General features: G+C 42.3%; 17 protein-coding genes. 7 read left to right on the top strand and 10 right to left on the bottom strand.

Going from position 1 to position 22,221, the window contains the following annotated elements; all coding sequences use genetic code 11:
- Positions 1-18: 18 nt before the first annotated feature.
- The 4 genes from ACH784_RS06040 to ACH784_RS06025 all read right to left on the bottom strand — a co-directional run bounded on the left by ACH784_RS06040 (position 19) and on the right by ACH784_RS06025 (position 6,473).
- Positions 19-1,224, bottom strand: a complete 1,206-nt coding sequence (locus ACH784_RS06040; RefSeq protein WP_404394160.1) for a low temperature requirement protein A — start codon at positions 1,222-1,224, stop codon at positions 19-21.
- Positions 1,225-1,343: 119 nt separating this feature from the next.
- Complete coding sequence (locus ACH784_RS06035; protein ID WP_404394159.1) at positions 1,344-2,462, bottom strand: HD domain-containing phosphohydrolase; 1,119 nt, start codon at positions 2,460-2,462, stop codon at positions 1,344-1,346.
- A 43-nt stretch (positions 2,463-2,505) separates the two neighbouring features.
- Entirely contained in the window at positions 2,506-4,737 is a 2,232-nt protein-coding gene (locus ACH784_RS06030) for a hypothetical protein (protein WP_404394156.1), read from the bottom strand.
- 548 nt (positions 4,738-5,285) lie between these two features.
- Positions 5,286-6,473: an MFS transporter gene (locus ACH784_RS06025; protein WP_404394154.1), complete on the bottom strand. Its 1,188-nt coding sequence runs from the start codon at positions 6,471-6,473 to the stop codon at positions 5,286-5,288.
- 113 nt (positions 6,474-6,586) lie between these two features.
- Here ACH784_RS06025 and ACH784_RS06020 point away from each other — a divergent pair, with 113 nt between their 5' ends.
- A complete protein-coding gene (locus ACH784_RS06020) occupies positions 6,587-7,471 on the top strand; it encodes a LysR substrate-binding domain-containing protein (RefSeq protein ID WP_404394151.1) in 885 nt (294 codons plus the stop codon).
- Positions 7,472-7,487: 16 nt separating this feature from the next.
- Here ACH784_RS06020 and ACH784_RS06015 read toward each other — a convergent pair whose 3' ends face one another.
- A complete protein-coding gene (locus ACH784_RS06015) occupies positions 7,488-7,928 on the bottom strand; it encodes an Lrp/AsnC family transcriptional regulator (RefSeq protein ID WP_058030352.1) in 441 nt (146 codons plus the stop codon).
- Positions 7,929-8,211: 283 nt separating this feature from the next.
- Here ACH784_RS06015 and ACH784_RS06010 point away from each other — a divergent pair, with 283 nt between their 5' ends.
- The 4 genes from ACH784_RS06010 (at position 8,212) to ltaE (ending at position 12,789) form a co-directional block, all read left to right on the top strand.
- Complete coding sequence (locus ACH784_RS06010) at positions 8,212-9,228, top strand: ornithine cyclodeaminase (protein WP_404395204.1); 1,017 nt, start codon at positions 8,212-8,214, stop codon at positions 9,226-9,228.
- 31 nt (positions 9,229-9,259) lie between these two features.
- Positions 9,260-10,180 carry a citrulline utilization hydrolase CtlX gene (gene ctlX / locus ACH784_RS06005; RefSeq protein WP_404394149.1) on the top strand — a complete coding sequence of 307 codons (921 nt, stop codon included), beginning with the start codon at positions 9,260-9,262 and terminating at the stop codon, positions 10,178-10,180.
- 48 nt (positions 10,181-10,228) lie between these two features.
- A complete protein-coding gene (locus ACH784_RS06000) occupies positions 10,229-11,635 on the top strand; it encodes an alanine/glycine:cation symporter family protein (protein WP_404394148.1) in 1,407 nt (468 codons plus the stop codon).
- A 146-nt stretch (positions 11,636-11,781) separates the two neighbouring features.
- Positions 11,782-12,789 carry a low-specificity L-threonine aldolase gene (ltaE, locus tag ACH784_RS05995; protein ID WP_404395202.1) on the top strand — a complete coding sequence of 336 codons (1,008 nt, stop codon included), beginning with the start codon at positions 11,782-11,784 and terminating at the stop codon, positions 12,787-12,789.
- Between the two features lie 178 nt (positions 12,790-12,967).
- Here ltaE and ACH784_RS05990 read toward each other — a convergent pair whose 3' ends face one another.
- Positions 12,968-13,417 (bottom strand): nuclear transport factor 2 family protein, encoded by a 450-nt coding sequence (locus ACH784_RS05990; RefSeq protein WP_404394145.1) that lies wholly within the window; start codon positions 13,415-13,417, stop codon positions 12,968-12,970.
- Between the two features lie 226 nt (positions 13,418-13,643).
- Here ACH784_RS05990 and ACH784_RS05985 point away from each other — a divergent pair, with 226 nt between their 5' ends.
- On the top strand, positions 13,644-14,225 hold the full coding sequence (locus tag ACH784_RS05985) for a DUF7010 family protein (protein WP_404394143.1): 582 nt from the start codon (positions 13,644-13,646) through the stop codon (positions 14,223-14,225).
- Between the two features lie 104 nt (positions 14,226-14,329).
- Here the strand turns inward: ACH784_RS05985 and ACH784_RS05980 are convergent, their stop codons facing one another.
- Complete coding sequence (locus tag ACH784_RS05980; RefSeq protein ID WP_404394141.1) at positions 14,330-14,944, bottom strand: flavin reductase family protein; 615 nt, start codon at positions 14,942-14,944, stop codon at positions 14,330-14,332.
- 147 nt (positions 14,945-15,091) lie between these two features.
- Here ACH784_RS05980 and ACH784_RS05975 point away from each other — a divergent pair, with 147 nt between their 5' ends.
- Entirely contained in the window at positions 15,092-16,015 is a 924-nt protein-coding gene (locus ACH784_RS05975) for a histone deacetylase (protein WP_404394138.1), read from the top strand.
- An 802-nt stretch (positions 16,016-16,817) separates the two neighbouring features.
- Here ACH784_RS05975 and ACH784_RS05970 read toward each other — a convergent pair.
- From ACH784_RS05970 to ACH784_RS05960, 3 genes are read right to left on the bottom strand one after another with little or no spacing between them, the layout of a single operon-like run.
- Entirely contained in the window at positions 16,818-17,906 is a 1,089-nt protein-coding gene (locus ACH784_RS05970; protein ID WP_404394137.1) for a DUF4340 domain-containing protein, read from the bottom strand.
- A gap of 10 nt (positions 17,907-17,916) precedes the next feature.
- Positions 17,917-20,850, bottom strand: coding sequence for a Gldg family protein (locus ACH784_RS05965; protein WP_404394135.1), 2,934 nt, complete (start codon positions 20,848-20,850; stop codon positions 17,917-17,919).
- On the bottom strand, positions 20,840-21,793 hold the full coding sequence (locus tag ACH784_RS05960; RefSeq protein ID WP_404394133.1) for an ABC transporter ATP-binding protein: 954 nt from the start codon (positions 21,791-21,793) through the stop codon (positions 20,840-20,842). Before ACH784_RS05960 ends, ACH784_RS05965 begins: the two co-directional genes overlap by 11 nt.
- Between the last annotated feature and the right edge of the window lie 428 nt (positions 21,794-22,221).

Genomic DNA, 22,221 nt, shown 5'->3' with positions numbered 1-22,221 from the left:
CCTTTGTCATTTTTATTATTAGGGCCCAGACGCCTCTTCTTTTTGAAAAGTGAAATAAGCTTTTGTGACAGGGATGGCGATTTGCGAAAACAGTGCACTGCCCCATAACAAATTGCCAATAAATGAAGGTACAAATGGAACTATGACCAATGTTAACAGCGCTAAAAAAACGCCTAAGAATCGAATTTTGGCTGTTGCAAATCGATGTGCGACCCGATACTCAATATTCTTTTGTATCCATAGTAAACTGAGCAAATAAACAGTCAAGCCTATACACCCGATCGTTGCATACTTAAGTGGATAAGGTTCCCAAAACCCTACTTTAACCTCTCCCGATAAAGCAACACCTATCATTACAGCCGCTAACATAACCAGTAAATGAGCCAGCCACCAGCTTACGAGCGTCCACTTTTTTGTATTCTTAGGCTTACCATTTCCAACAAAATCAAAATAAATCCAACATAAAACAAATACAGAGATCCCACCAAAAATGAAGTTAACTAAAACATCCGAACTCACTTTATAAATGCCTTTCTCAGATAAAGTGATCACCAACTTAAAAAAGCCTTCACCAAGTACAATTAAAACAAGTAACGCGAATCGCTCTGACATATGGCCGAGGCGAGGTAAAAAGCGACTGCATTCTAAAACACCTATTTTTGGTAGCATGTACAAAAGTTGAATGCTGATTATGCCAAGAGCAAATAAAAGGTAGTTGTAAGGTGCTGGAATAATCGCACTTACGGTAAAAAGAACCGCCAAAGCCGCAAAGTTTTTACTGACTTTATTTGCCAATACAGTTTCTTCAATCCCCAATCTATCGGTTCGATAATATAAATAAGCAGTTATAAAGCGGTTTGCTGAGTAGGCAAGAGCAAAGTACACCCACCCCTTTTCATGAATATTGGGAATAGAAGCCGCCATGATCATAGCGGTGACAATTTGGCTACTCATAATAAAACGGTGTTTGATGTCAGTGCTGACATAGAGAGAGTTGAAAACACTGGAGTCTGCCCAAGCAAACCAGACTGCAATAAATACACCTGTAAAAACTGCAAAACCACCGGGATTTAAATGGTCGCTCAAGTAATTACCGAGCAAGAATATAATGACCACATGGATTAAGTCATAAAATAACTCAATCCAATGAACATGATCATGTTGATGGTCACTGTCCATGTGATGCTGTGGTGCTTTCCACATTGGGTGTTTGTCTAAAGCCATTTTTTATACCTGTTATTGCTTTAGACTAATTTTAGATTGGCTGTTTAATTTAACAACTAGTCTCTTTTTAGTAACCTAGTCTTCTTTCAAGATTATACCTACCAACACAACCGGCAGGCCTAGTCGTAAATACCCGCAAAGGTTGGATCTTGTTCGTAACACGCCATAAAGGCATCAACCACATAGGGGTCGTACACAGTGCCTCGCCCCTCTTTAAGCACTTTAATAGCCGCTTGCGCTCCTAGGGCCTTGCGATAAGGTCTATCATTTGCCATTGCATCAAAAGTATCGGCCACTGCGATAATTTTTGCTTCTAAACAAATTTGATTTTCAGTAAGTCCTTTAGGGTAGCCACTGCCATCAAGTCGTTCGTGATGCTGACCTATCATATCTTGAATAGGCCATGGGAAATGGCACTCCCTAAACATCTCAACACCATTACTAGTATGCGTTCTTAAAAGGGCCAACTCTTCAGGAATGAGCTTAGAGGGTTTAGTTAAAATAACACTGGGGATATTTGATTTACCAATATCGTGAATTAATGCGCCTATATAAAGTCCCATTCTTTGCTTTTCGGGCAGAGCAAGCTTGGTCGCAATTTCTGAGCAAATATAAGCAACATGCTTTTGATGATAAGCAGTGTAAGGGTCTCGCATCTCAAGGCTATGGGTAATTGCTTTGAGCATTTCTAGCAAAATTTGATGTGGACTATATTTTAAAAACTCCTCTTCTAAGAGTTTTTCTCGTCTTTTTATACCTTCTATTTTTTCGCATGCAATAGTGCATAACTCAGTAATTTTTGCTTCTAAGCTTGTTATTACTTTTTCAGTGTATCCGTCAGGGTGATTGCCTATACCCAATACGCCAATAACATTTTGACCTTCAAATATTGGAAATGCAGCATGATTTTGTAACGGAAAATGTCCTTCTGGCAGGTCGTTTTTGTGTTTTAAGTTTGGATAGTCATTATGAAAAATAGCTTTTTTTAAACGAATAGCATCAGCCCAAATGCCTGCTTTTTCTAGCGGGTAATGAGAGTCGGTAGAGGCTGAGCAAAACTCCAAAACACTTTTAGACCAAATATTTAAACGCAGCGTTTTAGTCGCTTCATCATATAAATGAAAATAACCAATCTGACTGCCACTTAAAGCAACGATGATTTCTAAAAAGTCCTGATACACTCCACGTACCGTGAAGTATTCATGGTTCAATAACGTATGCCTTAAACTCGCTTCCATATAACCTCCATATTACTCACCTAAAGCATACGTCATTTATGCTTTATTCTCCAAGATTTGGGCAAACATCTCCTTTGCACGTTACACCAGCATCTAACTTTATATTCTCAGTTTTAAGCTTTGTATTATTACTCAAGTCAATTTCGATTAAGTTATTACCCTCTAGATATAACTTTTCTAGCGCAACATTGCTCGATAAGTCTATTTTTGATAACTGATTATTAGTCAATAAAAGTTCCAATAATGACGTTTGTAAAGACAAATCTATATCAATTAAATCATTGAAGTTTAAGTTAAGCTCCTTTAACTTTTCATGCCTTGAGAGATTAACTTCAGTAAGACCCATGCTGTAGAGTTTTAATGATTCAAGTTCGGTATTTACGCTCAAATCTAAGTTAGATAAATTCTTGTTACCGCCCAAACTCAAGGCTATTAATTTGCTATTATTAGCCAAATTGAGCTCTTTCAAATCATTAGGTGTATTACTGTCGCTTGTTGAATACAAACTAAGCTCTGTTAATGAAGTATTCTTTGACACATCAATACTGGTTAAATTAGTCTCATAAAGGTTTAACTCTTCAAGTAAAACATGTTTTGAAACATCAATATTGCCTAAGTCATTTCCACCTAAATTGAGTGCTTTTAGAACAAGGTTGTTAGAAATATCAATGTCACTTAGGCCTGTTTCATACAAACTCAGTTCTTCTAGATCAGTATGCTTAGAGACATCAATTGAACCTAGTGTATTTCCACCCAAATTCAGCGTTTTTAAAGCAAGATTATTCGCAATATTAACTTGAGAAAAGTTATTTCTATACAGTTTAAGAGACACTAACTGTGTATGCTGGCTTATATCAATATCGCTTAGTTGGTTACTACCTACACTTAGCTCGACTAGATTCAAATTATTAGCAATATCAAGTTCTTTTAGTTGGTTTTCATACAAACTTAAACGCGTTAATTGCGTATTTTTTGAGATATCAAGCGTCGTCAGATGATTCCCAAACAACCTTAAATCCGTTAATGCTAAGTTTTTTGATACATCTATTGATGAGATTAAGTTTCTTCCTAGGCTTAAAACTGACAATGCAGGGTTTGCCTTCGTATCAATTGCTTGAATCTGGTTGTTCGATGCTCTTAATGCTTCGAGTGCAATATTGTTGGAGATATCTAAACTTGCCAGTTTATTATCATCCAATCGTAAGTCTTGTAGTAAAGGCGCCGTACTCACATTAAGCTTCGTAAGTTGGTTGTCTTCCACTCTAAGCTCAATGAGATTTGTGTTGTTCGAGATATCTAGCTCTGTGAGCTGATTCGCTGTCAGCACCATTTTTTTCAATGCAGAGTTATTTGTAACATCAATGCTGTTCAGTGATGTATTGGTAACAGCCAGCTCACTAAGCGCTATGTTAGCGCTGATATCAATTTGTGAGAGTAGACTATTTTCAATGTGAAGGGCTGTGAGCTGATTATTCGCCTGTAAATCTATACTTGTGATTGGCGTGTTGACGAGTGAAATACTTGTCAGGGCTGGATTTTTTGAAGCATCAAGTTGCTGAACTTGGCTATTTACAAGCCTCAAAGTTGTCAGATTTGGCAGTGATGGTAATACATCTAAAGATGTCACCTCACTATCACAAGCAAGCTCGGCAATATCGGTTGCATACTTATAACCGGAGGCTTGTGTACATGCCAATAAAGCCGGATCTTGTATGATCTCTGCAAGCACCAGTTTTGGCTTGAATACCACCTTAATTTCACAGTTTCCAATGATAGGTCCGGTGACATACACATTATTATCTCTTAATTCGCCACCGCAGCCACTTACCGATTCAACTAACTGATCTTCATTAGGGGAAACTTGAAAGCTTTGAATTCTATTTTGAATCACTTCAGCAGAGCCGGGGGAGATAGTGCCCCCCTCTGTTACATTCGTCGAAACCAGCAGAGGCCTTAGTTTAAAACTGGCTTTTACAACACAGTTTTCATTAATTGCACCAGTTGTATATGTAGTTCCCGATAAGCTTCCGCTGCAGCCAGAAACAGTATCAATCACTAATCCTTCATCGGGGGTAATCTCAAATGTTACTGTCTCGCCAGCTTTTACTTGAGCTGAATTTTTATCTACGCTGCCATTACTATTAATATCTACAGAGACTGAATAAGTAACTTTGCCATCATTATTGGTATTTTCTTGACCGGATTCAGAGCTGCCACCACAACCCACTAAAACCATGGTTGATAAACTTAATAATCCCAATAAAAACCGCTTCATTGTCTCGTCCACATATTCATATTCAATAACTTAGATATTCTACCTCGAATTTGAGTAATAAACCTTCACTATTAACAATGTAAAGTGCATATAGACAAAAATGGCCTTACATGAAGGCCATTGTGATTACTATTTATTAATTGTATTACCCCAACAAATACGTGGATCACTCGGACGAGTATTACAACCTTCATTTAGGGTAAAGTTTACATCCTCAGTACCACCTGCCATCGCAGCAGTTAATTCACGCGAAAGGGCTTTATTGTTTAAGCTTTTTAGTGGTTTATTTTTTATACCAACCCTCTTAATTAAGCGGTCTATTTTGAGGCAAGAAAAACTAGTCGATAACGAGGCGGAAGTTTTGCTATTTAGTTGTTCTAAATAAGAAATTTTCAACGAAGTTAGCGTCAGTTTTAGTCCCTCAAAATGATTGAGTATTATTGAGGATTGGTATTAGTTGTAGTTTCATTTTATATTCCTTATATGTTGTCGAAATTTCAACCTAACACAAAAGTTCCAAAAGTCCACCATTAACTTTGTATTTACATTTAACTTTTGCATTCGGCCAATTGATTTGCTGCTTGCTTATCTAAATAACCTGAGAAACGTGTTAATGCGAATGCCAACACCACAATTGCTGCGCCTATCCAAGCTGTGTCTGTTAAAGCCATGTCTTCAACAATGACACCACCCACAACAGAACCAAATGCGATGCCAACATTAAATGCTGCAATATTGAGTCCTGATGCAACATCCACAGCGTTTGGGGTGTGCTTCTCTGCCAGTTGCACCACATAAACTTGTAGGCCTGGCACATTACCAAACGCAAATGCGCCCCAAATTAAAACGGTCAACACTGCACCTATTTGGCTTTGCGCTGTGAAAGTAAAGACCAATAAAACCAATGCCAGAGCAGAAAATATAAGTTGTAATGCTTTGACAGGACCCATTTTGTCAGCGAGCTTACCACCCCAAATGTTACCCACTGCCACAGAAACGCCATACACCAGCATGATCAAGCCAATTGAACTCGAAGCGAAACCAGATACTTGCTCTAAAATTGGTGCTAAATACGTGAATGCCACAAATGTGCCGCCATACCCAACTGCTGTCATCGCATACACAAGTAGTAGCCTTGGTTGTGTTAACACTTTTAATTGATCCGTTATTTTCGCAGGTGCAGACTGCTTGAGGTTTTTTGGTACCAAAATAGCACTGCCGATCAAAGCAATTAAGCCAAGTACTGATACCACTAAAAACGTCGCTCGCCAGCCCAGCTCTTGCCCTATCCAAGTGCCCAGCGGCACACCGGTGACAAGCGCAACCGTTAAACCTGTAAACATAATGGCAATGGCGCTGGCTTCTTTGTCTTTACTCACTAGGCTTGTTGCTATGGTTGAGCCAATTGAGAAAAATACCCCATGGGCTAAGCCTGTGAGAATACGCGCTGTGATTAAAGACTCATAGCTAGGTGCTTGCCACGCTAACAAATTGCCCGCCACAAACAGCGCCATTAATGTCAGCAATACCAACTTGCGGTCCCACCTTCCTGTCAGTGCAGTTAACACGGGTGCACCAACCGCAACACCCAGCGCATATAAACTCACCAATAAACCCGCGGAAGGTAAAGACACGCCCAAGTCTGCAGCTATGGTTGGCACCAAACCGACAATCACAAACTCAGTGGTGCCAATTGCAAAAGCACTGAGAGTCAGCGCGAATAAAGCCAAAGGCATAATTAGATTCCTCACATAATTAAAGTGAGGGTATTTTGGAGAAAATTTAAATTGACAAAAACAGCAATAATCTCAAAATACTTTTGTGATTATTGTAAAAGTGAACATATAAAATGCCGCAACCAAAGACTGAAGATTTAGAAATATTTGTGACTGTGGCCGAGTCTCAGAGCTTTACCCTTGCTGCCAACTTTCATAATACGCAGGTCGCCAAGATCTCCCGCGCAATTGCCCGATTAGAAAGCATATTAAATGTCACGCTGTTTAACAGAACCACCAGAAAAATTGATTTAACCGAAGATGGGCAAACATTTTTAACTTTTGCCAAGCAAAGCCTCGCCATTTTATCAGAAGGCACAGCGGCACTCAGTGTAAATAAGCGCTCCCCCAATGGCCCACTTAGAGTGGATGCAGCTAGCCCTTTTATGTTCCATCAAATAATCCCTTGGGTTAAAGTATTTAAACAAGCGTACCCTCAGATCCAGCTAGAGCTGATCACCCACGAGAATATTGTTGATCTCATTGAGAAAAAGACTGATGTGGCTATTCGCATAGGTCGACTGTCTGATTCAAACCTGTATGCGAAAAAGCTAGGAACCAGCCCATTACGCATTGTTGCAAGTCCTGAATATCTAAAAGAATGCGGCACTCCTAAAAATAGCCAAGACCTTTCGGCGCATACCCTTATCGGTTTTGCCGAAGCACCTAAACTCAATAACTGGCCTTTAAAAGAGCATGCACGCATAAAACCAAGTTTATTTGCCAGTAACGGCGAATCTGTAAGACAGTTGACCCTAGCAGGTAATGGTCTGTCTCTGCTTTCAAACTTTATGGTGCACGACGACCTAAAATCAGGGCGCTTAGTTGAAGTGCTCCCTAATACTTTGCAAACTCCGAATCCAAGAGAAGAAATCCATGCGGTTTATTATAAAAACTCCAGCGTCTTGGCACGTATAAACGCTTTTATCGACTTTTTCTCACCGAGGCTCACTCTATAATTAAACCGAGCTTAAATTAGACAGAGCTTAGCAAAATACTGGTTTCAGAATTCAATACCCCGTCAATGGCTCTCACTTCTCGAAGCACTAAATCAAATTCTTGTAGGTTCGAAGTCTGAATTTCTGCGATTAGATCCCACGCCCCATTGGTGGTGTGCATTTTTAACAGCTGAGGGATACCCCGTAACTTTTGAATAACTTGAGTCGTCGATTTGCCTACGACTTCGATCATCATCACCGCTTTAATGGCATCTGTTTCGATTTGCTCATGGGCGCGAATGGTGAAGCCTAAAATTGCCCCACTACTTACCAGCCTATCTAAGCGGTTTTGTACTGTACCACGCGATACGCCGAGTATTTTTGCAAGTTTTGCCACAGGCGCTCTGGCGTCACTTTTTAAAATGGCGACCAGCTCTTTATCGATGGCATCAAATAGATAAGGTTTTCGATTATCCAAAATTACTCTCCATTACATTAGCCCTTTACTCAGCCGTTGAAATATCACTTTGCCTATAAAGAACTAGCAAAATGCCAAAAATTAATACAAAAAGCATCACATTTTGACATTTAGTTTAGCTCAACTCATTTCTATTATTTGCTTAAGTTCAAAGTCCAAGTTTAACTAGGTAGTAAAAATGCACACAGAAACCCCGTTCAAAACACACTTTAACGCTGAACAAGCAGGCTTAGAGTCATTAAATATTAAGTCTTCAAACATCACTTTTGTGAGTGTCTCAGATATGTTGGCACTGATTAATCAATATGGTGTTGAGCAGCTGATGCTTGGCATGGTTGAGTATCTTGAAGCTGATTTTAGACGTTGGCTTGATTTTGATAAGTCACCCCGTTTTGCGGCGCACTCTGCGGAGGGCGTAATCGAGCTGATGCCCGTTGCTGACCACCAGCAATTCAGCTTTAAATATGTGAACGGTCACCCAAAAAACACCAAAATCGGCCTACAAACCGTTACCGCATTTGGCGTACTAAGCGATGTTGCCAGTGGTTACCCGCTGATGCTCAGTGAAATGACCATACTTACAGCACTCAGAACAGCTGCAACATCGGCCATGATGGCTAAATATCTTGCACCCAAGCACAGTAAAACTCTGGCAATGATTGGCTGTGGTGCGCAATCTGAGTTTCAGGTACTCGCATTCAAAGCCATCTTGGGCGTCACCCATGTTCGCCTTTATGACATTGAGCCTAAAGCGAGCGAAAAGTGCTTCAGTAACTTACAAAGTTATAGCAAAGAAAACGAACTCAATATTGAAATATGCCACTCAGCCGAAGAGGTTATAAAAGGGGCTGACATCATTACTACCTGCACCGCGGATAAACGAAATGCCACCATTTTAACCAGTGACATGGTAGGTGAAGGCATTCACATCAATGCCATTGGCGGCGACTGCCCAGGTAAAACTGAACTCGATGCAGCCCTACTCAATCGTGCAGATGTATTCGTGGAGTACGAACCTCAAACGCGTATTGAAGGCGATATTCAGCAACTACCAAGCGACAGTAAAGTGACCGAGATGTACCAAGTTATTTTGGGTGAAAAATCAGGGCGTACCCATGACGCTCAACTGACCATTTTCGACGGTGTTGGTTTTGCGCTTGAAGATTATTCGGCATTGCGATTTATTTTTGAGCTGGTAAAACAGAATAAAGAGGCGCAGCAGATTGAGTTATTAGCAAGCCCTGAAGACCCAAGAAACTTGTTTGGCTTAACGCAAACTCACAGCACCCCAAGCGCATAGATGCTGAGTTATATAAAAATAAGAGACCACTATGAGTTTATTTCCCCAAGCACCTAATGCGGTGGTGATGATAAGACCGCATCATTTTAGCCCAAACGAGCAAACTGCGGGTGATAACAGCTTTCAGTCAAGCAGCAAATTCGACCACGCTGAGGTAAGTCGTTTAGCCTATGAGCAAGTTACTAAAGCCGCTGAAACCTTGCGCAGTCATGGTATTAACGTACATATTATTGAAGATGAAAGCACCGAAACTCCAGACTCGGTATTTCCTAATAATTGGTTTTCGACCCATCTTGGTGGGCAAATTGCCATTTACCCTATGTACGCGCCGAATAGGCGCAAAGAGCGTCGCAGTGATGTCATCGAATTTTTAAAAGCCCATTATCGCGTACAAGATGTCATTGATTATTCTGGCCTTGAGTACGACAACCTGTTTTTAGAGGGTACGGGGGCCATGGTGTTAGATCACATTGAACGAGTCGCTTACGCTGCGCGTTCAAACCGCACCGACTCTCATGTGTTAGAGCGTTTTTGTTCGCACTTTAATTTTGAACCTATGGTGTTTGACGCCCAAGATAAGCAAGGTAAAGCGGTTTACCATACCAATGTCTTGATGTGTATTGGCAGCGACTTTGTTATAGCTGGGTTTGAGATGATGACAGATACCAAACGTCGAGATGAAATCATTCGCCGTTTTGAATTTGCGGGCAAGAAGGTGATCCATTTAACTGAAGCGCAAATAGGCGCATTTTGCGGTAATGCACTAGAGTTACACGCAGGCTCTAAACGTCTATTGGCATTGTCGAGCACCGCATTTGCAGCGCTCAGCCAATCGCAAAAAGCATTGCTTGAGCAAAGTGTCACGTTAGTACCACTCGATGTTTCGGCCATTGAACTAGCAGGCGGCTCAGTTCGCTGCATGCTAGCGGGCATACATCTGTCAAAACGCTAACACTGCTAAATTAAAGCCTTAATAGGTATAAAAAGAGAGCATATAACAATGATAAATAGCGCAATTAGTACCATTAACAATTTACTGTGGGGCCAAGGCCAAATACTCATTTATTTGCTGTTATTTGCAGGCTTCTGGTTTTCATTCAAGCTCAAGTTTGTGCAATTTCGCCACTTTAGATACATGTTCAAAGTGATGAAAGACAGTACTCAAGGCGATAAATCTGGTATCAGCTCGTTTCAAGCTTTATGTACCGGTTTATCGGCTCGGGTCGGCACAGGTAACTTGGCTGGCGTTGCCATTGCCATCTCCTTAGGGGGCAGTGGCGCGGTATTTTGGATGTGGTTAATTGCGCTATTAGGTATGGCGACAGGGTTCGCCGAAAGCGTACTCGGTCAGCTTTATAAAATTCGTGACGGCAACAATGAATTTCGTGGCGGTCCTGCCTACTATATTCGTAAAGGTCTAAACAAACCTTGGCTCGCGGTACTGTTCGCACTGTGTTTGTTTTTAGGCTACGGGGTGAGCTTCAGCGCAATGCAAGCCAACACCATTGCCGATGCGCTTAACAATACTTTTGCTATCGACCCAACCTTCTCAGGCGCAGTAATTGCCGTTATCGCAGGTTTCATTGTGGTCGGCGGCCTTCGCAATATTGCCCGTTTTGCCGAGCTCATAGTGCCATTTATGGGACTGGCATTTGTGGCCGTGGCGCTGGTAATTACCGCAATGAACATTCAACATCTGCCAGCTATGTTTGCTGATATGTTCGCCTCGGCATTTGGCTTAACAGAAGCTGGTGCAGGTGCACTCGGCGCAGCCATTAAAAATGGCATTCAACGCGGTTTATATTCGAATGAAGCTGGCGCAGGTAGCGTGCCCCATGCAGCTGCTGGTGCGTCTCCTGTGCCAAACCACCCTGTTGCGCAAGGTTATGTGCAAATGCTTGGGGTATTTGTCGATACCATTGTTTTATGTAGCTGTACTGCCGTGGTCATTTTACTGTCTGACATTACCATCAGTGGTGAAATGGAAGGCATAGGCATGACACAAAACGCCATGAGCAGCCACTTTGGCGAATTTGGTCATTATTTTGTTGCCGCGGCCATTACCCTGTTTGCCTTTACTTCCGTGGTCGCAAACTACGCTTACGCAGAAAGTAACCTTCACTTGTTCAAACTCGACAATAAACTCGGTCGCGCAGCCTATACGGCCTTATATTTATTTATGGTGTTTTGGGGAGCAACAGCATCACTCAAAGAGGTATGGAGCATGGCTGACGCGGCTCTTGGTTTAATGACCTTAGTGAACGTTTACGCCATTGTGCTGCTCACCCCAACCATTGTTAGTATTACCAAAGACTATCAGAGTCAGTTAAAAGCCAATAAAACCCCAGAGTTCAAATTAGGCAATGTTGAAATTCAGGGTAAAACAGAAAAAGGCGTGTGGGAATAGCACTCGAAAAAGCTCGAGCTTATGCTTATTTTTATACTGCGACAGAGTCAAATATGGCTTTGTCGCTTTGCCATTGAATCTACAAAACCCTCCAGTTACACTCAAATCACCCACCGCTAATATAAGTAACTAGAATGACAACAAGAATAATAGACCTACGCAGTGATACCGTTACCCAACCTTGTAAAGCCATGCGTGATGCAATGGCCAACGCGCCTGTTGGCGACGACGTGTTTGGTGATGATCCAACCGTAAATGCACTTCAACAAAAAGCCGCAGAGTTAACCGGCCATGAAGCGGCGTTATTTGCCCCAAGTGGCACACAAAGTAACTTGCTTGCCCTACTCGCCCATTGTCAGCGCGGTGACGAATATATTGTTGGTCAAGACGCCCATACTTATAAATACGAAGGCGGTGGCGCAGCAGTATTAGGCAGCATTCAACCTCAGCCAATAGAGTTTGCAGCAAACGGCACTATTCCACTGGATATCGCGAAAAAGAAAATTAAACCTAACGACCACCACTTTGCGCGCACCCGTTTGCTATCAATCGAGAACACAGTAGGCGGGCAAGCTCTGCCTATGTCTTACCTAGATGATGCACGCGCGTTTTGTAACGACACCGGACTTGGTTTACACCTTGATGGCGCACGGGTATTCAATGCTGCGGTGCATCACAATGTGCCTGTATCGGCAATTACCTCTCAGATGGATTCGGTTTCTATCTGTTTATCAAAAGGTTTAGGTACGCCGCTTGGCAGTATTTTATGTGGCCCGAAAGACTTTATTCATGAAGCCCATAAGTGGCGCAAAATGCTCGGTGGTGGCATGCGACAAGCTGGCATTGTCGCAGCCGCCGGTATATTCGCGTTAGACAACAACATCGAAAGACTGATTGGAGATCACCAAAACGCTGAGCTTTTAGCCTCAGAGCTTAACGAACTCGACGAACTAACAGTTACCAAGCAATTCACCAATATGGTGTTTGTTGAATACCAAGGCCCGCTTTCACCCTCTGAGCTTGCCGACAAGCTGCTAGAAAAAGGCATCAAAATTTGTGCAGGTGAACAAATGCGGTTTGTGCTGCATAAAGATGTGAGCAACGCAGATTGTAAGCGCGTTGTAGAAGGGTTTAAGGCTGTTTTTAGTGGGTAAGCTGAAAGCTGAAAGCTGAAAGCTGAAAGCTGAAAGCTGAAAGCTGAAAGCTGAAAGCTGAAAGCTGAAAGCTGAAAGCTGAAAGCTGAAAGCTGAAAGTGTCAGATTTGCTTGATAAAACTCAAACAAATCTGACTATAAATCTAAATAGAAAAGAAAATCTAGTTTCGTAAGTAATCTACTTCAAAAATAGCACCCGCTTTATCAAACCATCTTCAATTTCGTAGGTGACGATCGATTTAAGCTTTTTTTCGTGTTCTTTACCTTGACGCATAAACTTAGTCGTAATTTCTTCAGTATCAACAACGAAGCGACCTTTAATTTCACGGTTGGTAATTGTGGCATGTAAATAACTGACTCTACTGATCAACCGCTCATATTCATCTTTTAGGTTATCAATTCCTTTGTATTTCAGGCCTGCTGGAAAATAGTGAATCTCGACGTCTTTGTGATAAGTTGCTAAAAACGCGTCAATGTCGCGGTTGTTGTAGGCTTTGAGTTGGATATCGACAATGTCTGTGACACTTTTTGCTGCTTCTGCAGAAGTTGAAGCTGCAAAAGATGATGTAGAAAGCGTTGAGGTGCCAAACAGTATGGCGGCAGATAATAAAGTGCAAATTAATTTCATAACTTTATATTTCCTTTAAAGTTTTTATTATTTCTTGATATTACCATGATAAATAAATTGCGTAGACTTTAATTTAGCTCCAACAAAACACGCCCTCAACTCATGCTAATGAACTCATACCTATAAACTAAAGCAATGACATTTGTCATCTGAGCTCATGACAAAGCTCACTGATATACACCCTACCTTCTGGCCATACTTACTCCATCAACAGACGGAGATTGCCATGAACACCATTAACCTAGAAACACATTTACAAAACTATCAAAACCGCCGCTTTCTGGCTGTGCCGCTGGCTGGCATGATAGTGTGGAGCTTGCTGATTTTTACTGGCATGTCTTTATCGTTACACATGCAAACTTGGGCAATTTATATTGGTACAGGTTCAATTGTGTATTTGGGATTAGGTCTGGCTAAATTAACTGGTGAAGACGTACAGTTTAAAAAAGGCGCTGAACGTAACCCGTTCGATACCATCTTTTTAGCTGCGGTTGCGATGACATTTTTGACCTTTTCAATCAGCATTACCTTTGCTATGCAAAATCCTTACGCCCTGCCATTTGCGATTGCAGTACAGTCGGGGTTGATGTGGTTGGTTCATGGTGCAATTTGTAAGATTAAGGTCTGTGTGGCTCACGCAGTTGTAAGAACCGTTTTATGTACCGCCGCTTTTATCATCAGTCCTGAGAACAGCTTTGTGTTACAACCAATTATTGTGGTGCTGTGTTACTTATTTACCATCTTGGTACTCGAAAAAAGATGGGCAAACTTACAAATGCAAAAAGCGTTAAACCCGCAAGTGGCTTAACCAAAAGCTTTGCAATTTAAGTTCTCCCAAAAAACAAGCGCAGTGTGATACTGCGCTTGTCAGTTCTGATAACCAAAATTGGTATTGTTTTACTTGAACCGTGATTATTTAGGTCTCGCCATCGCAAAAGGAGCAGTAATGCCGGAATATTCCCCACCGCCTAAACGCGCCAGCGGTGCGACTTTGTCGGCATGAATTTTTAAACGTTGCTTGGCATCCAGTTCAATTACTTCATCATTTACATATAAGGTTTTTACCTTCACAAATACCAACGATTGCGGCGCTTCGCCCATTTGCTGCACTTCATATAACTCACAACCATAAGCAATATGGCAGTTTTTAATGCGTGGCAGGTCAAAGCCTGTGAACTCCACCATTTCAATGTCGTTGGCGGTGACTTCAGACTCACCATGCTCGAGTGTTGCAGCCGTGGCGGTGACTAAATCAGCGTCTTGCTCAGAGGCAATGTGAATAACGCACTGTTTGGTATTTATTACGTTTTTAACTGTGTCTTTAATCTCGCCTGTAGGCTTTTTGCCTGCCGAAAACATCATCAGAGGCGGCGCACTCGACACCGCTGTGAAATAAGAAAATGGCGCAAGATTGTAGCTTTGCTCGCCCGAGTCAGTTAACACCCAAGCGATAGGACGCGGAATAATGGTTTGCGTCATTAAGTGATAGATTTGATTGCCAGAAAAGTCAGAGAAATTCAGTTCCATTTGTCTTTACCACTTTGAAAAATAAGGCCAACATGATTGCATAAACCATACGGTAAAAAAACCTGTAGGCGCAGATAATAATCTCAACTGTAAGCTGGTACGTATATCAGTTACACTTATTGAACTTGAAACTAAGCACCGTCTTTAATGCTCTCAAATCACAACCCGCTCAACACCCGTTTACCGCTTGTTTATCATCCAAATTACTCGTTTAGTTTTGATCCTAAGCACCGCTTTGTAATGAGCAAATTCGCAAACTTATTCAATGAAGTAAAAAGCATGGGTTTAATTGGCGACAACTTAGTTCGACCAGAGCTTGGGTCGCCTACGCCACTCGAGCTGGTGCATTGCGAAGACTATATTTGGGATCTATGGCGTAACCAACTCGATGACAAAGCAATGCGCCGGATTGGCTTACCTTGGTCAGAGCAATTAATGGCGCGTACTTTTACCGCACCGCTTGGCACATTAAAAACCGCAGAATTGGCCCTCGAACATGGGGTTGCTTGTCACCTTGCTGGTGGCACCCATCATGCGCATTATGATTTTGGCTCTGGCTACTGCATGGTAAACGACCTTGCGTTTACATCAACAACGCTTATTCAGCAAGGCAAGGTGAATAATGTACTGATTTTTGATTTAGACGTGCACCAAGGCGATGGCACTGCCGCCATGTTAAAACACAACCCGTATGTGTTTACCTGCTCTATTCATTGCGAGAAGAACTTTCCGTTTAGAAAGCACGACAGTGATTTAGATATCGGCCTAGAGAATCACTTAGAAGACGCTGCATATTTAAATATTGTGCAAGAGACCTTAACGGGGCTGATTGAAGACTTGAATCCAGATTTAGTACTGTACGATGCTGGCGTTGATGTATGGGAGCAAGATACCCTAGGTAAGCTCAATATTTCATGGCAAGGATTAGAAAAGCGTGATGCATTAGTGCTTAAAGCCTGCCAAAACAAAGGCGTGCCAGTGGCAACGGTGATCGGCGGCGGTTACGATAAAGATCATTTACGATTGGCAAAACGTCATGCGATTGTAGTGAAACAAGCCGCGTTGTTATAAAAGCTAAAAGCTAAAAGCTAAAAAGTATCTCGGTAGCACCGACTTTATGTCGGGTTTTTTCTTTCTATTTCTTATCCGTCCCCTTACTAGCCAAAATAAAAAAGTGAAGCAAGCAGCATTGTTATAGATGATTTTGAAGCACTGGGTAAACCAACGCCTACAAGACTTGCTCTGAGCTGTAGGCGCGATTTTATATCGCGCAACACGGTGTAGATAACTCAGCACTCACCTTAAAAATTCAAAATGCGTTGGGTAAACCAACGCCTATAAGACTTGCTCTGAGTTGTAGGCGCGATTTTATATCGCGCGGCGTGTTTAAGATAACGCAACATTCATCTTATAAATTCAAAATGCGTTGGGTAAACCAACGTCTACAAGGCTTGCTCTGAGCTGTATGCGCGGCTTTATATCGCGCAACATGGTTTAGGTAACGCAACATTCACCTTATAAATTCAAAATGCGTTGGGTAAACCAACGCCTACAAGGCTTGCTCTGAGCTGTATGCGCGGCTTTATATCGCGCAACATGGTTTAGGTAACGCAACATTCACCTTATAAATTCAAAATGCGTTGGGTAAACCAACGCCTACAAGGCTTGCTCTGAGCTGTATGCGCGGCTTTATATCGCGCAACATGGTTTAGGTAACGCAACATTCACCTTATAAATTCTAAAAGCGTTGGGTAAACCAACGCCTAAAAGGCTTGCTCTGAGTTGTAGGCGCGATTTTATATCGCGCAAAATAAAAAAGGTGCAACCCTTTGGGGTCGCACCTTTGCCTACTTTGGAGTAGAGCTACGGCGAATTAATCTGATGTTTCAGTGTCCGTTTGTTGATTTGTTTCATTACTCAATTGCTGCGAATTTTCGTCATCATCTGGGGTAATGAAAAAATCATTGGCATTGATATTCGCTAGGTTTTCAAACTGCGCTTTGCCAAGGCTAAACCAATATGCAAAGTCACTGCGTTTTACATAATAGCTGTCTTCATGTTGAGCAAACTCAAAGTCGAACTGCTTGCCATCGGCATCTTTCACGCTGAGCTTTTCAATCTCTGCAAAAGCGATTTTTTGTTCGGCGATTTTTGTGACCGTTAAACTCGAAAATTGCTCTAGCAGCTCGTCAATACGCTCGGTATTGAGTCTTTGACCTTCAGGTAATTTTGCAGGTGCTTTAACTTGCCATATGGTTTCAACATCGGTCTTTGAGCTGGCGTTTGCATTGATGATATCTGCTAAGACAGCGCTTTTGTCTGCACTTGTGTTTTTAACTGACTCGGTGTTTTCGTCTAGTTCAGCATCTTGCTGAGCTTGGACTTTTTCAAACGCAAACCCTGCTTGGCTAATTTCGCTGATATCTTTTACTGACAGCAACGACTTATTCAACCAATCATTTTTATCAACACTCAGCTGATAGCCGCTGAACTCTATGGTGAACACATCGTTATTTTCGCCATTACGCGCGTAGAGCTTTTTAAAGCTGGGTGACTCACCTAATAACACTTCAACTTCATCATCACCTAGCTTGTAGGTGATGCGTTTTTCGAAGTTGTCATCGGCCACTTTAAAACGTTCGTGACTGGCTTGTGTGCGTGAAACAGGCCAATTCACCTTGCTGTTGATTAAAGTGTCGGTCAGGGCTGACACTTTGTAATCAAGTAAAGGTAAATTTGAGTAATCAGCCAAATGCCAATTCTCACCGTTTTTTACCAATGTAAGCGGCTTATCATTATCACCTTCTTGTAAGGTAATTTCGCTGATGGCTTGTTGCTCCAGGCTTAACAATGAAACTGGCGCTTGTGTCTCAAAGCTATTTTGGCCGTTATAAAATAGTGCGCCAGCTAAAATAACCTGTGCGCCTAGTGCCACAGATAAAATAGTTACTGCTTTATTCATGGTTGCACTCCTATTGCGAAATCCAAGTTAAATACTCACGCTTTTTGCGCTTTCTACGTTGACGATCAAATAGGGCTAAGCCCATTAGTAATGCAAAGGCCAGCGCATAGTTTCCGTATTCCCACATAAGCTGCTGATCATGTTCCATCGGTGGTAGGGTGCGGTTGAAATTACCACGCGTGCGAATGCTCATGAGCGCTCGGTCTTCCAACGACCAATCCACGGCGTTCATCATCAGCTGCAAACTATTTAAATAATCATTTTGCGATACGCCTGCGGTCAGTTGCAGCACTTGGTCTTGTACAAAGTCATTTGAGCTGAACAAGATAATGCGTGCACTGTCTGGCGCGTGCTTAATCACACTGCTGACATCAAACTGCGTGTCGCTCTGAGTTTCACTGTTTTCAGACTCATTCTCAGTGTTGTCATCCGATGCTGTATTTTGAGAGTCAGACTCTTTGCTGGCTAAAAGCGGAGAGCTTTTATCCGCAAAGTATGAGGTAAATTTACCTTGTGCCATCACACCCATTAACTGCTTCGCGGTGTCTCCTTCTGAGATATAACTCGCCTCGCCTTGCGCGTTTAGCTGCGGCATCACATCAAGAGACGAAGACGTCCACGCTTTGTCAGAGCTTTCAATCAACTTAGTGAAAGTGATATTGTCTTTATTCTCTGCAAGGGTAATGGGCGACGACCATGCCATGGTCAGCTGCGGTAGCTCAGAGGTGATTAAATTGTCTTGATTTAACCCATCACGAATATCTGCAAAGTACGGGTAATCCAACATACGCATTTCTTGCAGTTGGAAACCACCGACATTACGGGTTACTGGAATTGGGAATGCCGCATTGGTGGCATCCATCACTAGGCTGTTTTCAATGTTTAAACCATGGTGCGCCAACCAGTCTGTCAGCCCACTGTCGACTGAGGTCATGTTCAAACTGCCACCAGCAAGATTGATGCTGTAAGGTGACGTCGCCGCTATCACTGTCCCACCTTTCATTAAGAATTGGTCTACGGCAAATAACTGTGTTTCATCCAGTGATTTAGGGGCGATAAGCATTAGAATATCGGCTTCACCCGAAACACTGCCATCGCTTAAATCTTCATTGATGATGTTCAGCTCACTGCCTAACATGCGCTCTAGCTCTCTAAAGCTGCTGCTTGGCATACCGTAGCCATAACTCGGGGCTGAAGCGGGTTTTACCAGCGCTAAGTTTTTAGTGAATCCAGAGGCAAAACGCTTAATTGCCGCATCGAGATTGCGCTCAAAGCTTGCGTCGCTAAAGTCATCCAGTGGAATTTGTACGATTTGATCTTCACCCGCCAAAGTCAGGTAAAAGTAGAAGGTTTGATCTGAGAAAAAGCTGGTTGCCATTGGCTCAAAGCCATAGTCTTCGGCTATCTGAGTTGCAACTTTACCGCCTTCGGCTTCTGGCTCGATAAAATTAACAGCCAGCTTATTGTAAGACTTGGCTTGCACATCATTTAAATGCTTTTCAATACCCTGCTTTAAGGCTTGTAATTGCTCAGGCAGTTTGTCATTTGCCGACACATAAGCGTTAAACGTCAGTGTTTGTTTCACTGTGTCGAACAAGTTACCGCCGCTTTGATAGTTTTGCAGTACGGTTTTAATCGCGCGGGTAATGTCGTGCTCTGGGTTACGTAACAGCACTTCAACATCTGACTCGGCGCGGGCATTAACCTCGATTAAATCTCTAAACCCTAATACTTGATGCTCATCGCCGTATTGCACCAGAATATTAAAATAGGAGCTGACAATGGACGCTTGATAACGGTCGGCCACTTGGAACGGCATCGGCTTAATACCAAATTGGGTGTTGGCTTCTTCTTCAAGCTCAGGATGCATTTGCGGATCAATAAACTCTACGCGTACTCTGCCATCGGCAACAACTTCGTACTCTTGTAATAAGTCTTTCACTTGCGGCACCAGAGGCGCTAGTAACGGGTGGGTTTTATTGCTGAAATATCCTCGGATCAACATAGGTTCTTGCAACTGCGCCAAATAAGACTCAGTCGCCTCAGAAATCGAGTATTGTTTGCCTGCGGTGGTGTCTAAACGCAGTTGTGGTAACTGACTGAGCCACACATTAGCTGTGAGTAAATTTACCACCAGTAAACCTGTCACTAACTGCCAGGTTTTATGATGACCTGATTGTGTCTTTGCTTTGTTGTCGTTTTTCGCCCAGCGCTCTTGCTCTAAAAAATAAGTGTTTAAAGCCAAGAATACTAGAGTTAATGAAACATAATAGACCAAGTCTCGCACATCAATGACACCACGGGTGATGTCGTCAAAACGCGCGCCGGTGCCGAGTTGTCTTAAGAATTCAGCCCCTTGATGGGAGAAAAAGTCGGTGATCGCGGCGGTACCAATAAAGTAAAAAAGTCCACCAATCACACATGCAGTGATCAAACTAACAATTTGATTATCACTGCGCGCTGATACCGCCAAACCAATGGCAATATAGGCGCTACCCAATAACAACACCGCCAAATAACCCGAAATAACCGGGCCCCAGTCTAACTCGCCTAAAAAGCTAACGGTGATAGGCAAAGGCAATGTGATCACTAACGCTATCGCCAGCAGTGCCAAACAGCCTAAAAATTTGCCTAGCACAAAATGCCACAGTGGCACCGATAAGGTATGCACGTATTCAATGGTGCCGCTGCGTCGCTCTTCACTCCAGAGCTTCATGGTTAAAGTCGCCGATAAGAAGATGAGTAGAACGGGCATCCACTCAAACATTGGCCGCACATCGGCAATGTTACGAGAGAAAAATGCCTCAGCCCAAAAGAAGATAAACAAGGTTAACGCCACAAATGCGCCAATAAACAAATAAGCAATGGGCGATGAGAAAAATAGCGCGATTTCTTTTTGCGCAATACGAACAGCATTAAACTGCGCAGATTGACTAGGCTGCATGCGCGGCTCCTCCCTTAGTGTTATTCGCGGTTGCGACGAATTCATCGTTATTGATTTGGTTAAAGACGGTTTCTAGGTCTCGTTTTTGCGGATAAAGAGCAAACAACTGCGCGCCACTTTCAATAATGGTTTTGCTGATAGAGGCTGCAACTTGCTGCATATTCGCCTTGTCTTCTAAGCTCACTATAAATTTTTGAGGCTCTTGTTCAACAGCAAAAACGCCTTCAATATCGGTAAGTTTTTTCGCTTCTGCTAAGTCGCTTTCAACCACCAGCTGTTTGCTGTGCTGCAATGCTTCGAGTTGTTCATCAAGTACCAGTTGCCCCGATTTCAAGATCAACACACGATCACACAAAGCATTCACCTCTTGCATAATATGGGTCGATAAAATCACCGTAGCTTTTTTAGCGATGTCTTTAATCAGCTCACGCATGTGTTGGGTTTGCTCGGGGTCGAGGCCATTGGTTGGCTCATCCAAAATCAATAGTTTTGGTTGCCCCAAAATAGCCTGTGCTACACCCACACGCTGCTTATAACCTCGCGATAAGGTTTCGTTGGGGGCTAACAATTTTGCCGATAAGTCAGTGGCTTTGATGGCGCGTTTAATTTCAGCCACTTTAGTGTTGCCCTTTAACCCTTTTAAATCAGCGGCGTAATCTAGGTATTCGGCCACACTCATTTCTGGGTAGACGGGCAAACTTTCGGGTAAATAACCGAGTTGGCTTTGAAGTTTTTTAGGGTCTTTAGAAAGCGTTACACCATCTAAGCTGACGTCGCCGGTATCGGCTTCGAGATAGCCGCTGATCATTTTCATTATGGTGGTTTTACCCGCGCCGTTGTGCCCAAGCAGCCCGATAATTTCACCTTTTTGGATTTTAAAACTCACAGAATCTACAGCTTTAAAACTGCCATAGCTGCGAGTTAAATTACTCACCTCTAACATGGAAGTCTCCGAATTAAGCTTAACTAACCTGATCTCTGGATAATAAATCTATCTGCAGCGGCTACTTTCAACGCTAACTACGTTAAATTTACTTGCAATAGACCTGCTATTGACGCGCAAATTTGCCTTGTTATCCCTAAAAGTTTCCGGCTGCAGACTTAAATGACGCTTATCGATTAAATATCGCTATGTCAGTAAATCTCTTAACCAAAGTTCAGCTTAGTTTCTAGTTGTTTATAAATAGATTTTTATTTGAAAAGAGTGCTCGAGATGTTATCGAAAAATACATTGTTATTATCTCCATAGTTGCTGGGCTTGTCCCCAAAACAAAGTAAAGAACGAATCGCATTTTTTGATATGGGCGAACTCAAAAAGTTCAAGAGAGAAATTTTAAATTTGTTTAAGCTTGTTTATGACTCTTTTTTATT

This window comes from Pseudoalteromonas phenolica, from assembly GCF_044788725.1.
GTDB lineage: Bacteria > Pseudomonadota > Gammaproteobacteria > Enterobacterales > Alteromonadaceae > Pseudoalteromonas > Pseudoalteromonas phenolica_C.
This window is presented reverse-complemented; position numbering and strand designations above follow the sequence as displayed.